Origin of the sequence: Luteibacter anthropi, from assembly GCF_011759365.1 — a bacterium.
Taxonomy (GTDB): domain Bacteria; phylum Pseudomonadota; class Gammaproteobacteria; order Xanthomonadales; family Rhodanobacteraceae; genus Luteibacter; species Luteibacter anthropi.
The window spans coordinates 304,148-318,061 of record NZ_JAARLZ010000005.1; the positions used below are offsets into that span (position 1 = coordinate 304,148).

General features: G+C 64.4%; 10 protein-coding genes. 7 read left to right on the top strand and 3 right to left on the bottom strand.

The features are described 5' to 3' along the window. The first annotated feature begins 6 nt into the window (after window positions 1-6). Window positions 7-2,367: a phosphoketolase family protein gene (locus tag HBF25_RS11310; RefSeq protein WP_166948425.1), complete on the top strand. Its 2,361-nt coding sequence runs from the start codon at window positions 7-9 to the stop codon at window positions 2,365-2,367. 167 nt (window positions 2,368-2,534) lie between these two features. Then, the gene (locus HBF25_RS11315) at window positions 2,535-3,521 is read left to right on the top strand and encodes an acetate/propionate family kinase (protein WP_208392534.1); all 987 of its coding nucleotides are present in this window, start codon (window positions 2,535-2,537) and stop codon (window positions 3,519-3,521) included. Between the two features lie 156 nt (window positions 3,522-3,677). Here the strand turns inward: HBF25_RS11315 and HBF25_RS11320 are convergent, their stop codons facing one another. After that, window positions 3,678-5,195, bottom strand: coding sequence for a fumarate hydratase (locus tag HBF25_RS11320; RefSeq protein WP_166948608.1), 1,518 nt, complete (start codon window positions 5,193-5,195; stop codon window positions 3,678-3,680). 118 nt (window positions 5,196-5,313) lie between these two features. Between HBF25_RS11320 and HBF25_RS11325 the strand changes: the two genes are divergently transcribed. The 5 genes from HBF25_RS11325 (at window position 5,314) to HBF25_RS11345 (ending at window position 11,264) form a co-directional block, all read left to right on the top strand. Beyond that, the gene (locus HBF25_RS11325) at window positions 5,314-6,285 is read left to right on the top strand and encodes a thioredoxin family protein (protein WP_166948427.1); all 972 of its coding nucleotides are present in this window, start codon (window positions 5,314-5,316) and stop codon (window positions 6,283-6,285) included. Between the two features lie 159 nt (window positions 6,286-6,444). Beyond that, complete coding sequence (locus HBF25_RS11330; protein WP_166948429.1) at window positions 6,445-7,077, top strand: PadR family transcriptional regulator; 633 nt, start codon at window positions 6,445-6,447, stop codon at window positions 7,075-7,077. After that, the gene (locus HBF25_RS11335; protein ID WP_166948431.1) at window positions 7,074-7,823 is read left to right on the top strand and encodes a siderophore-interacting protein; all 750 of its coding nucleotides are present in this window, start codon (window positions 7,074-7,076) and stop codon (window positions 7,821-7,823) included. The genes HBF25_RS11330 and HBF25_RS11335 overlap by 4 nt, the downstream gene beginning before the upstream one ends. 195 nt (window positions 7,824-8,018) lie before the next feature. Beyond that, a complete protein-coding gene (locus tag HBF25_RS11340) occupies window positions 8,019-10,166 on the top strand; it encodes an AsmA family protein (protein ID WP_166948433.1) in 2,148 nt (715 codons plus the stop codon). A gap of 201 nt (window positions 10,167-10,367) precedes the next feature. Then, window positions 10,368-11,264: a DMT family transporter gene (locus HBF25_RS11345; protein ID WP_166948435.1), complete on the top strand. Its 897-nt coding sequence runs from the start codon at window positions 10,368-10,370 to the stop codon at window positions 11,262-11,264. Window positions 11,265-11,543: 279 nt separating this feature from the next. Here HBF25_RS11345 and HBF25_RS11350 read toward each other — a convergent pair whose 3' ends face one another. After that, complete coding sequence (locus HBF25_RS11350) at window positions 11,544-12,479, bottom strand: isopenicillin N synthase family dioxygenase (protein ID WP_166948437.1); 936 nt, start codon at window positions 12,477-12,479, stop codon at window positions 11,544-11,546. 17 nt (window positions 12,480-12,496) lie between these two features. Beyond that, entirely contained in the window at window positions 12,497-13,903 is a 1,407-nt protein-coding gene (gene glmM, locus HBF25_RS11355) for a phosphoglucosamine mutase (protein ID WP_166948439.1), read from the bottom strand. Window positions 13,904-13,914: the final 11 nt, after the last annotated feature.

Genomic DNA, 13,914 nt, shown 5'->3' on the forward strand with positions numbered 1-13,914 from the left:
TGCCTCATGAGCGAAACGCTGTCACCCGATCTCCTGCGCCGCATGCATGCGTACTGGCGTGCCGCCAACTACCTCTCCGTCGGACAGATCTACCTTCGCGACAATCCCCTGCTCGACGAGCCGTTGTCGAAGGAACACATCAAGCATCGCCTGCTCGGCCACTGGGGCACCACCACGGGCCTCAACTTCATCTACACCCATCTCAACCGCGCCATCGTCGAGCGCGACCTGGACATGATCTACGTGATCGGGCCAGGACACGGCGGGCCCGGGCTCGTGGCCCACACGTATCTCGAAGGTTCCTACACCGAGATCTACCCGCATATCGACCGCAGCGTCGCGGGCATGCGCGAACTGTTCCGCCAGTTTTCCTGGCCCTACGGCATTCCCAGTCACGTCGCCCCGGAAACGCCCGGATCGATCCATGAAGGCGGCGAACTGGGATATTCCCTGTCGCATGCCTTCGGTGCCGCGTTCGACAACCCCGACCTCGTCGTTACCTGCATCGTCGGCGATGGTGAAGCAGAAACCGGCGCACTGGCGACGAGCTGGCATTCGAACAAGTTCCTGAATCCGGTGCGCGACGGCGCGGTGCTGCCGATCCTGCATCTGAACGGCTTCAAGATCGCCAACCCTACGGTACTGGCGCGCATCGAACCGGAGGAACTACGCGATCTCATGCGTGGTTATGGCTATGAGCCCCACTTCGTCGAAGGCCATGAATTCGAGCCCATGCACCAGGCCTTTGCGGCCACGCTGGATCGCTGCCTTGACGACATCGCGCGCATCCAGAAGGAAGCACGCGAAGGCGATGCCTCGGAGGCAAAGCGTCCGCGCTGGCCCATGATCGTGCTGCGTTCGCCCAAGGGCTGGACCGGCCCGAAGGTGGTCGATGGCAAGCCCGTGGAAGGCACATGGCGCGCACACCAGGTGCCTATCGCGAAATTTGAGAACGACGAGCATGTCGCTATCCTCGAATCGTGGATGAAAAGCTACGAGCCGACGGAACTATTCGACGAAAAGGGGCGCTTTCGCGAGGAATTCGCCTCACTGGCACCTACCGGCCAGCGCCGCATGGGCATGAATCCGCATGCCAATGGCGGCGGCCTGCTCAAGCCGTTGCACATGCCGCACTTCGCGCCGTTTGCCGAAGATGTGAAAACACCCGGTGATCACAAGGCGGAAGCCACGCGCGTGCTTGGTCGTTTCCTGCGCGAGGTGATGCGCCAGAACATGCAGACCTTCCGCCTGTTCGGCCCTGACGAGACGGCGTCGAACCGGCTGGAAGCCGTGTACGAGGTCAGCGACAAGACCTGGCTTGGCTCATACGAGGACGTGGACACGGATCTTTCGCCCGATGGACGCGTGATGGAGATGCTGAGCGAGCACCAGTGCCAGGGCTGGCTCGAAGGCTACCTACTCACCGGGCGGCACGGATTCTTCTCCTGCTACGAGGCCTTCATCCATATCATCGACTCCATGTTCAACCAGCACGCGAAGTGGCTGAAGGTCACCCGTCAGATGGCCTGGCGCCCGCCGATCGCGTCGTTGAACTACCTGCTGAGTTCGCATGTATGGCACCAGGACCATAATGGCTTCTCGCACCAGGATCCGGGCTTCATCGACCATGTGGCAAACAAGAAATCCGAGATCGTGCGCATCTACCTGCCACCGGATGCCAACTGCCTGCTGTCGGTGGCGGATCACTGCCTGCGCAGCCGTCACTACGTCAACGTGATCGTGGCTGGCAAGCAGCCGGACTGGCAGTGGCTGGACATGGAAACGGCCGTGCGCCACTGCACGGCGGGCGCCGGCATCTGGGAATGGGCCGGCCGCGGTGGCGACGACCCGGACGTGGTGATGGCCTGTGCCGGCGATGCGCCTACCGTGGAAGTACTGGCCGCCGTGATGTTGCTGCGCGAGTACGTGCCGGACATCCGCATCCGCGTGGTCAACGTGGTGGACCTGATGTCGCTGGAAACACCGGACGAGCATCCGCATGGCATGGACGATGATGTCTTCGATGACCTGTTCACGAAGGATCGTCCGGTGATCTTTGCATTCCATGGGTACCCGGGCATCGTGCACAAGCTGACCTATCGCCGGCACAACCACGACAATTTCCATGTGCGTGGCTACAAGGAAGAAGGCACCACGACGACGGCGCTGGACATGATGGTGCTGAACAACATGGATCGCTTCCAGCTGGCATTGGATGTGATCAATCGCGTGCCGCGGCTTGCGGGAGAGCGCGAGAAGGCGAAGCAGCGGTATTGGTCGGATATACAGCGGCACAAGCTGTACGTGAGTGAGCATGGGCAGGATCTGCCGGAGGCAAGGGATTGGCAGTGGAAGGGGGAGGTGTGACTGGGGGGTTGCTCGTGGAGAGCGGTCGCGCGCGAGGCGCGCTCCTACAAGGGGCGGGGGGCGACGAGGTCGCGCCACCCTCTGCAGGAGCGCGCCTGCGCGCGACAGGTACAGGCGAAGCCGCTGATACGCACGGAGTGCTGGCCCTGAACGTCGGATCGTCTTCGTTGAAGTACGGTTTCTACCGGGTAAAGGATGATCATTGCGAGGCTCTTTTCACCGCGCAGGCCGATGCACCGGGGAGTGATGCCGATCCGGTGGCAGATATCCTGAAAGCACTGCATGAGCGTGACCTGCCCATGCCCGACGCCGTGGGACATCGTATCGTGCACGGTGGCCCCAATATCCGCGAGCATGCGCTCATAGACGACGACCTGATGGAACGGCTGGAGGAAGCCAAGGCATTCGCACCGCTGCATGTACCGCCAGCCGTGGAGATGGTGACGCGGGCACGCGAAGCGTTTCCCGGCATACCGCAGGTGGCCTGCTTCGATACGGCCTTCCATGCCACCCTGCCCCTCGTGGCGAAGACGCTGCCGCTTCCCGCCGACCTGCGCGAAGGCGGCATCGAGCGCTATGGGTTTCATGGGTTGTCTTACGAATCGATCGTGCGACAACTGGGCGATGCCCTGCCGTCGCGAACGGTGATCGCGCACCTGGGCAATGGCGCCAGCCTGTGTGCCGTACTGGACGGCAAGTCGGTGGATACCACGATGGGACTCACGCCCACGGGCGGCATCGTCATGGGGACGCGGCCTGGCGATCTCGACCCCGGGGTGCTACTTTACCTCATGCGCGAACGCAGCTACGACGCCGCGCGGCTGGAAAAGCTGGTGGATCGCGAGTCGGGCCTGAAGGGCCTGTCGGGTGGCACGAGCGACATGCGCAGGCTCCACGAGATGGACAACGAGGCATCAAGGCTGGCGCAGGATGTCTTCGTGCACGTGGCACGCAAGCAGATCGCGTCGATGGTTGCCTCGCTGGGTGGCATCGACCTGCTGGTGTTCACCGGAGGCATCGGAGAGAACGACGCGGTGACGCGCGCGGCGATCCTGGATGGATTGCGCTGGATCGGGCCATTCGAGTGCCGGGTGATACGCACGGAAGAGGACGAGCAGATCGCGAGACACACGTGGCGCCTCGCTTCGTCGTAATCGCCGATGCGATCGGATCCTACCCCTTCGGTGGCGAGGTCGCTTACCGGGGAGGCTCTTGCATACCCTGTAGGAGCGCGCCTTGCGCGCGACCGGTACGAGGCCGTGAATGCATGGCTTCGTAGTGGTCGCGCGCAAGGCGCGCTCCTACATGAGTTATTCGACGACGACGGGGATCTTGCCGATCTTCGTGCGCCATTCCTTCGGGCCGGTCTGGTGTACCGAGGTGCCCTGGCTGTCCACGGCCACGGTCACCGGCATGTCCTTCACCTCGAACTCGTAGATCGCTTCCATGCCCAGGTCTTCGAAGGCCAGCACGCGCGAGGCCTTGATCGCCTTCGACACGAGGTAGGCGGCGCCACCCACGGCCATCAGGTAGACGGCCTTGTTGTCACGGATGGCATCGATGGCGATGGGGCCACGCTCGGACTTGCCCACCATGCCCAGCAGGCCGGTGGTTTCCAGCATCTGGCGGGTGAACTTGTCCATGCGCGTGGCCGTGGTGGGGCCGGCGGGGCCCACCACTTCGTCGCGCACCGGATCGACCGGGCCCACGTAGTAGATGAAGCGATTGGTGAAGTCCACCGGCAGCGTTTCGCCACGGTTGAGCATGTCGATCATGCGCTTGTGCGCAGCGTCGCGGCCCGTGAGCAGCTTGCCGTTGAGCAGGATCACCTCGCCCGGCTTCCAGCTGGCCACTTCCTCGCGGGTAATCGTGTCGAGATTCACGCGGCGACCCTTCGACGAGTCGTAGGTGAGCTTCGGCCAGTCTTCCAGCGACGGCGGATCGAGCGCGACCGGGCCGGAACCATCGAGCACGAAGTGCGCGTGACGCGTGGCGGCGCAGTTCGGAATCATCGCCACCGGCAGGTTGGCCGCGTGGGTGGGGTAATCCTTCACCTTGATGTCGAGCACGGTGGTGAGACCACCCAGGCCCTGCGCACCGATGCCAAGCGCGTTCACCTTTTCATACAGCTCAAGGCGCAGCTCTTCGGCACGGTTGGACGGACCGCGGGCGATCAGGTCGACGATGTCGATCGGCTCCATGAGAGCCTCCTTCGCCAGCAGCATCGCCTTCTCGGCCGTGCCGCCGATGCCGATGCCGAGCATGCCCGGCGGGCACCAGCCGGCGCCCATGGTCGGCACGGTCTTGATGACCCAGTCCACGATGGAGTCGGACGGATTGAGCATGGCGAACTTCGACTTGGCTTCCGAGCCACCGCCCTTGGCGGCGACGATGACGTCGACCTTGTCGCCCGGCACGATCGACACGTTGACCACGGCCGGCGTGTTGTCGCGGGTGTTCATGCGCTTGCCGGCCGGATCAGCCAGCACGGAGGCGCGCAGCTTGTTGTCCGGATGGTTGTAGGCGCGACGCACGCCTTCGTTGACCATGTCTTCCACGCCCATCGTGGCGTCGTCCCAGCGCACGTTCATGCCGACCTTGAGGAAGACGGTGACGATGCCGGTGTCCTGGCAGATCGGGCGATGGCCCTCGGCGCACATGCGCGAGTTGATGAGGATCTGGGCGATGGCGTCTTTCGCCGCCGGGGACTCTTCGCGCTCGTAGGCGGCGGAGAGGTTCCGGATGTAGTCCACCGGGTGGTAGTACGAGATGTACTGGAGGGCGTCTGCGACGCTCTGGATGAGGTCGTCCTGCTTGATCGAGGTCATGGCGCTACGGCTGGCTCGTGCGGCTGGCAAAGCAGCCATTTTAGCGCACCGGGCGGGTGTAAGGTGCTGGCGTGTCCCCCGGTCTGCTCCACGCACCCCCAAGAACCACGGAGTTCCCATGCGCCACCCGTTCCGTAACGCCCTGCTGGCCGTCGCACTCGTCGTCACCGCGCTTGGCGCCGCCCGCCCGGCCGCCGCGGCGCAGACCGCCCCGGAATTTGCCGGCATCGAGGCCTGGCAGAACTCGAAGCCGCTCACCATGAAGCAGCTGCGCGGCAAGGTCGTGCTGATCGACTTCTGGACGTACTCCTGCATCAACTGCCTGCGCACCCTGCCCCATGTCACCCGCTGGTACGACCAGTACAAGGACAAGGGCCTGGTGGTGATCGGCGTGCATTCGCCGGAATTCCCGTTCGAGAAGCAGGAGGCCAACGTCCGCGACGCCATCGCCCGCTACCACATCAACTACCCGGTGGCGCAGGACAACGACCTGGCCACCTGGGATGCCTGGGACAACAAGTACTGGCCGGCCGAATACCTGGTGGACCAGCGCGGCAATGTCATTGCGCACCATTATGGCGAGGGCAACTACGCCGAGATGGAAAACGCGATCCGCACGCTGCTGGGCATGCCGAAACTGGCCGACGACAAAGCCGAAATGGACAAGGACGCACCGGACTTCACCCAGCTCGGCTCGCCGGAGATGTATTTCGGCAGCGACCGCAGCGAGAACAATGCCAGCCCGGAAGGTGCCCGCACGGGCGTGCGCGACTTCACCGCCCCGTCGCGCCTGGACCTGAACAAGTTCGCCCTGGTGGGGCGCTGGGAGATCGGCCGGGAGAATGCCAGCCTGGTCGGCGCCAGCGGCGAGATCCGCCTGCATTTCAAGGCGAAGAAGGTGCACATGGTGGCCAGCGCCAATGATCCGGTCACCGTGGAAGTGCTGGTCGATGGCAAACCGCAGCCGCCGGTCACCGTGCAGAAGTCGATGCTCTACACCCTGTTCGATGGGGATGGCTACAAGGACCACGTGCTGACGATCAAGGTCCCCAAGGCCAACTTCCACGCCTTCACTTTCACCTTCGGCTGAACTTACTTGTAGGAGCGCGCCTTGCGCGCGACCGGTCAGGCCATGGCGCCCGGCCACATCGGTCGCGCGCAAGGCGCGCTCCTACAGGGGTGGTGCTTGCAAGAGTGTTTCTTAAGATATATCGTACGAACACTACGTACGATATATCGGAGAGCACCCATGCACTTCTTCCATCACGCCAGGCGCCACTTCCAGGAGCGCTGCCACGACCGTTTCCACGAGCATGTCTCGGCCATCGGCCGTGGCGGTCGCTTCGGTGGTGGCGGCCACCATTTCGGCTTTGACGAGGGCGACGGTCGTCGCGGGGGCCGCGGTGGTGGCCGTTTCGGCGGCCGCATGTTCGGTAACGGCGACCTGCGCCTGCTGCTGCTTGCCCTCATCGAGGAGCAGCCGCGCCACGGCTACGAGCTGATCCGCACCATCGAGGAAGTGTTCGAAGGCCAGTACAGCCCCAGCCCCGGCGCCATCTACCCCACCCTGACCATGCTCGAAGAGCTGGGCTATGCCCGCGTCGAGGCCGAGACCGGTGGCAAGAAGCTCTATGCCATCACCGACGAGGGTCGTGCCTTCCTCGAAGAGAACCGCGACGCCCTCGATGCCCTGACCGAACGCCTGCAGGTCATGTCGCGCCATATGCGCCGCATGGGTGTGCCCGAGGGTGTCCGCGAGGCCATGCATACCCTGAAGCACCAGCTGCTCAACCATCACAAGTCGTGGGACGAGGCCGAGATCCGCCGCGTGGCCGCGATCGTCGCCAGCGCCGCCAAGGCCATTGCGGAGCGCCAGGGATGAGCGAAAAGCACCTGATCCAGCGCGTTCGTCATGACGTGAAGATGCGCATTCTGGAGGTCACCCGCGTCGTCCGCATCACCCCGCACATGGTGCGGATCACGGTCCATGGCCCGGAGCTGGCGGGCTTTCCCAGCGCCTCGCCGGACGACCATGTAAAGATCTTCCTGCCCACCTCGGCCGGTGAGTTCAACCTGCCGACGATGACGCCGGACGGCCCGCTTTACCCGCAGGGCAAGGAGCCCTCCCCGGCCCGCGACTACACGCCTCGCCAGTTCCGTGCGGAATCCCTCGAACTGGATCTCGACTTCGTGATCCACGGTGACGGCCCCGCCTCGACCTGGGCGGAGAAGGCAAAGGTCGGCGACAAGGTGGGCGTGGGCGGGCCACGCGGGTCGATGATCGTGCCGGCCGACTTCGATCACTATGTGCTGGTTGGCGACGAGACGGCCCTGCCAGCCATCGGCCGGTGGCTGGAAGAAATGCCGGAGGGCGCGCAGGTCACCGTGCTGGCCGAAATTGCCTCTGCCGAAGAGAAGCAGGCACTCGCGCGTGAAGTGCGATGGTTTGTGCGCGGGGAGTCGCCCTCACTTGATGAAGCGCTCGCGACACTCCCTATCCCCCAGGGCGATACCTTCTGGTGGGTAGCCACGGAGTCGAAGCGCGCTCGCCAGCTACGTTCACTGCTCGTCGAGCAACGTGGCATCGACAAGGACTGGGTAAAAACCACGGGCTACTGGCAAGCCTGACCCCAGCTCCTGTAGGAGCGCGCCTGCGCGCGACCGGTTGTCGCGAAACGCTTCATCGTTTCGATTCCACCGGTCGCGCGCAGGCGCGCTCCTACACGGGGGTTTGACGTCGCTTAACCGCTGGGCAGCGCAAACACATAACCTTGCCACCCGGGGCGTTATCCATGCCCTCGTGAGACTGGTGAGGAGGATGGCATGCGGCGTGGCAGGAAAATACTGGCGTGGATACTGGGAGTCATCGTCCTGCTGATCGTGGCGATCGTGCTGTTCATCGCCTTTTTCGACTGGAACCGGCTGAAGCCCTTTATCAACGACAAGGTATCCCAGGCTATCGGGCGTCCGTTCGCCATCAACGGTGACCTCTCCGCACACTGGTCTCGTGAGCCCGGCGAAGGTGGCCTGGTGGGGCTGATCCCCTGGCCGCACTTCCTGGCGCGCGACATCACCGTCGCAAACCCCGACTGGGCGAAAAGCAAGCAGTTCGCCACGCTGGATTCCATCCAGTTCCGCCTTGCACCCTTCCCCCTCATAAGCCACGACATCGTGGTGCCCGAGATTCGCCTGGGGCAACCCAACGTCTATCTGCAACGGCAGAAGACAGGCGAAAACACCTGGACTTTCAAGCTGCCGGAAAGCAGCGGCCCCTCGGAATGGAACCTGCAGATCGACGCGATTGCCTTCGACAAGGGGCATATCGATTACGCCGATGCGCAGAACCAGATCGACATGGGCGTGGACGTGACGCCACTGGGTCGCGGCATCCCCTTCGACGAGATCATGGCGCAGCAGGAGAAGGACTCGCGCGCGCAGGCAAGCAAGACCACCGGTGCCAGCGCGAAGACCATGGCCAAGGGTGATGCGGACGAAAAGGACCGCCAGGACACCACGAAACAGCAGCAGACCTATTACTTCGCGTGGGATGCGAAAGGCACCTACAAGAAATCCACCGTGTCGGCCAAGGCTCGTACCGGCGGCGTGCTGGCCCTGCGCGATGGCAACCGCCCGTTCCCGGTGCAGGCCGATGCGCGCTTCGGCGATACGCATATTGCCTTCGTCGGCACGCTCACCGACCCGATGAACCTGGGTGCGCTGGATATCCGCCTGTGGTTTTCCGGCACCAGCATGTCGCACCTGTACGACCTCACCGGTGTGACGCTGCCCGATACGCCACCATTCGCGACGGAAGGCCACCTGAAGGCCAGCCTGAAGAAGGGCGCCAGCACCTTCACGTATGAGAACTTCTCCGGCAAGGTCGGCGGTAGCGACCTGGGCGGTACGCTTACCTTCGCCACCAGCGGGCCACGCCCCAGCCTCACGGGCACGCTGAAGTCCAACCAGTTGCTGTTCAGCGACCTGGCGCCGCTGATCGGCGGGGGTTCGGACAAGGAAAAAGCCGAGCGGGGCGATGCAGTGAAGCAGCCTGCGGACAAGGTGCTCCCCGTTGAACCGTTCAAGACGGACCGCTGGAATGCCATGGATGCAGATGTGCACTTCACGGGCGCGAAGATCATCCATGGCGAGCGCCTGCCGATCCAGAACCTCGATACCCATCTGGTGATGAAGGATGCGGTGCTGACGCTCGATCCGCTCAAGTTTGGTGTGGCGGGCGGCACCGTGGGCAGCAATATCCGCCTCGATGGTTCCACCGAACCGATGAAGGGCCGGCTCAATCTTGGCGCTCGGCATCTGAAGCTCAAGGAGCTGTTTCCCACCTTCGCCCCGATGCAGACGGCGTTCGGCGAAATGAACGGCGATGCGTCGCTGACGGCTACCGGCAACTCGCCCGCCGCGCTGCTGGGCAGCTCGAACGGCGAAGTGAAGCTGCTTATCAACGACGGTGCCATCAGCTCGTCGCTGCTGGAGATCGCCGGCCTCAACGTCGGCAATTACGTGGTCAACAAGATGTTTGGCGACGACGTGGTGAAGATCAACTGCATGGCGGCCGATCTGGTGTCCACCAACGGCGTGATGGAGTCGCGGCTGTTTGCCTTCGATACGGAGAAGGCGCTTATCAACGTCAACGGCACCATCGATTTCCGGACCGAGAAGCTCGACCTGGACATCGTGCCGCATACCAAGGGTTTCCGGCTGTTCTCGCTGCGCTCGCCGCTGTATGTGCATGGCACCTTCAAGGACCCGTCGCCGGGCGTGCATCCGGGGCCGCTGATCCTGCGTGGTGGCGGTGCGGTGGCACTGGCGGTGTTCGCCGCGCCCGTGGCCGCGCTGGCGCCGCTGGCGGTACCGGAGAGCGGCAAGGCCAATGCGGCGCAGTGCCGGCCGTTGCTGGATGACCTCAAGAACAGTCCGCCGAAGGCGCCGCCTCCGGGGGCGAAGAAGAAATAGCGGTACGGCCTTCGGATCGGTCGCGCGCAAGGCGCGCTCCTACACAAGCGCTCGCCGCGATGGTGTCCGCGTTGCCTTGTAGGAGCGCGCCTTGCGCGCGACCGGTCCAGAGCGAAAGATCGAGGCAGTTTCCCGACACACCGAACCCGTATGATGCCCGGAGAGCCGCGCGCAGGGCGCGCTCCTGCATCGATATGGTTCATGACCCCGACCCGCAAAGCCCATCTCCAGGTCCACCTCTGCGTGATTCTCTGGGGTTTTACCGCCATCCTCGGCAAGCTGATCACCCTGCCTGCGTTGCCCCTGGTGTGGTGGCGCATGGGCCTGGTGTCGGTGGCCCTGCTTTGCCTGCCTCGCGTATGGCGCGGCCTGCGGGCCATGTCCGGGCGTCTTCGCCTGGCCTACGCCGGGGCTGGTGTCACGGTGGCACTGCACTGGCTGACCTTCTACGGCGCCGTGAAAATGGCTAACGCCTCGGTTGCCGCAACCTGTCTCGCGACGGCACCGGTCTTTCTCGCCCTGGTAGAACCCTGGATCGCCCGGCGGCGGTTCGATCCGCGTGAACTGCTGATCGGCGTGGCCGTGATTCCCGGCGTGGCCCTGGTCGCCGGAGGCATGCCGGGCAGCATGCGGCTGGGACTGGCGGTGGGCGTGCTGTCTGCGTTGCTGGTGGCCATCTTCGCCGCCATCAACAAGCGGCTGGCCGACCGTGCCGACATCTTCACCGCCACCTGCCTTGAACTGGGCACCGGCACGCTGTTCCTCACCATGCTTGCGCCCTTTTTCGCGCATCCGGCCTTCGTGCTGCCCGACCTGCACGACACCTGGCTGCTGCTATTGCTGGCCTTTGGCTGCACCCTGCTGCCGTTCGCGACGTTGCTGGCCGCGCTTCGGCACATGTCGGCCTTTGCCACTCAGATGATCACCAATCTTGAGCCGGTCTACGCCATCGTCTTTGCCATTCCGTTGCTGGGTGAGCAGCGGGAGCTGGCCTGGACGTTCTATCTGGGCGTGGCGGTGATCCTGGGGGCGGTGTTCGTGCATCCGTGGCTGCATCGCGCAGAGCGAGCGGATGTGGGGGATGTGATCGCCCCCTAGGTCTTGTGTAGGAGCGCGCCTGCGCGCGACCGCTGCGGAGCCGTGAATGCATAGCTCCGCAGCGGTCGCGCGCAGGCGCGCTCCTACAGGGGGCCGTATCAGGCGCGGCCGCGGGCGCGCACCGTGCGCAGGCGGCGCGCGCGCTGGGCCTTGGAACGAGGTGCAGAGCGCTTGGCGCGCTTGCTGGGGCGCGGGCGTGAAGGCATCGGTATCTCCGGAAAACGGAACCGGGAGGGTGGATGTTCCGACCCTCCCGGTGAAAAACCCGCTAAGCCGCGGTCAGATCAGCTTGATCTCGCGCAGACGTTCCTGAAGATACTCGTGCGCCGTGATCGGCGTCTCATAGCGCTTCGGATTGTCCGGCGTGATGCAGGAAGGCAGTACGTCGAGCACCACATCCGGGTTCGGATGCAGGAAGAACGGCACCGAGTAGCGCGGCTGGCGAGCGGCATCGCCCTTCGGATTCGTGACCCGGTGGGTGGTGGACGGGTAGACGTGGTTGGTGAGGCGCTGCAGCATGTCGCCGATGTTCACCACGATGGCATCGCCTTCGCTGGTGATCGGCAGCCAGTCGCCCTCGCGGGTGAGCACTTCCAGGCCCGCCGTGCTGGCACCGACCAGCAACGTGATGAAGTTGATGTCCTCATGCGCACCGGCACGCACGTTGGGCACGTCGGTCTGCGTGATGGGCGGATAGTGGATCGGACGCAGGATGGAGTTGCCCACGTTCACCTTGTCGTCGAAGAAGTTCTCCGGCAGGTCGATGTGCAGGGCCAGGGCGCGCAGCACGCGCGCGCCGAGCTGGTCCAGCGCCTCGTAGATGCCGTAGCCCTTGTCCTTCAGGTCGGGCACTTCCACCGGCCACACGTTGGGCGGCATCACGTCGGCGAACTTCGAGTCGCGCGGAATCTCGCGACCGATGTGCCAGAACTCCTTGAGATCGGCGAATTTGGAATCCTTCGCGGTTTCCACCTTGAAGGGGGTGTAGCCGCGCGCACCGCCGCCGCCGGGGATGTGGTACTTGCGCTTGGTCTCGTCGGGCAGCGCGAAGAAGCGCTTGAAGGCGTCGTACGCACCGTCGATGGCTTCCTTCGGGATACCGTGGCCGCTGATGCAGCAGAAGCCGAATTCACGATAGGCGGCGCCGAGTTCGGCGACGAAGGCGTCGCGATCGGTGTCGTAGCGACGGATGTCGAGGGTGGGTACCTTCTTCATGGGATCTCTGCGTTGGCTCAGGCAGCGGCCTGGGCCGCCGATTTTACGGCGTTGGCGAGCTGCGCCGCCAGCCGTTCCACTTCCGCGGCGTCGGCCGCCTCGATCGTGACGCGCACCAGCGGCTCGGTGCCCGAGGCGCGCAGTACCACGCGGCCGCGGCCTTCCAACACGTTCTCTACCTCGGCCAGCGCCTGTTTCACGGTGTCGGTGCCGAGCGCCGCCTTGGCGCCCTCCACCCGGACGTTGATCATCGTCTGCGGCAATTTGACCAGACCCGCGCGTGCCTGCGCGAAGGTTTCACCGTCGTCCACGAGGGCTTCGAGCAGCGCCAGTGCGGCCACGATGCCATCGCCGGTGGTGAAGCGGTCCAGGCACAGCACGTGGCCGGATGTTTCGCCGCCGAGCGCACCACCATGCTCCTTGAGCTGCTGGAGCACGTAACGGTCGCCCACGTTGGCGCGGACGAACGGGATATCCATCTGCTTGAGCGCGCGCTGCAGGCCGTAGTTGCTCATCAGCGTGCCCACCACGGGGCCCGGCAACGCGGCCTTTTTCTTCCAGTGGCGCGCAATGACGTAGAGCATGTCGTCGCCATCGGTGACGCTGCCATCCTGGTCAACGATGCGCACGCGGTCGCCATCGCCATCGAAGGCAATGCCGAGATCCGCGCCCCGCTCCACTACGGCGCGCGCCAGCGCATCCGGCGCTGTCGAGCCGACGTCGCGATTGATGTTCAGGCCATCGGGCTCGGCACCAATGGTGGAGACCTCCGCACCCAGTTCACGGAAAACCTTGGGGGCAACCTGGTAGGTCGCGCCATGCGCGCAATCAAGCACGAGCTTCATGCCGCGCAGGGAGAAATCGTCGTTAACGGTGGACTTGCAGAACTCGGCGTACTTGGTCACGGCATCGTCGACGCGACTGGCCTTGCCCAGTGTTTCCGAAGGCACCGTCGCAAAATCGGCCTCCAGTTCCGCCTCGATCTCGGCCTCAAGTTCGTCATCGAGTTTTTCGCCCTGGCCGGAGAAAAACTTGATGCCGTTGTCCTGATGCGGGTTGTGCGAAGCACTGATGACGATGCCGGCATCGGCGCGCAACGAGCGCGTGAGGTAGGCCACGCCGGGGGTGGGCATGGGACCGAGCAGACGGACGTCGGCGCCGGAGGCGACCAGTCCGGCCTCCAGGGCGGATTCGAACATGTAACCGGAGACGCGGGTGTCCTTGCCGATGACGACAAGGACCTTGCGGCTGTGGTCGCGGCGATCGGGGCCGGCCACACCTGCCGGGCGACGATCCGCTGCGCGGCGGCGCGCCAGGACAGCGCCAGCGGCGCGGCCAAGCCTGAGGATGAAATCGGCGCTGATCGGATAGCTGCCCACTCGGCCCCGGATGCCATCCGTGCCGAAGTATTTACGTTCGCTCATGGCTCTAACTC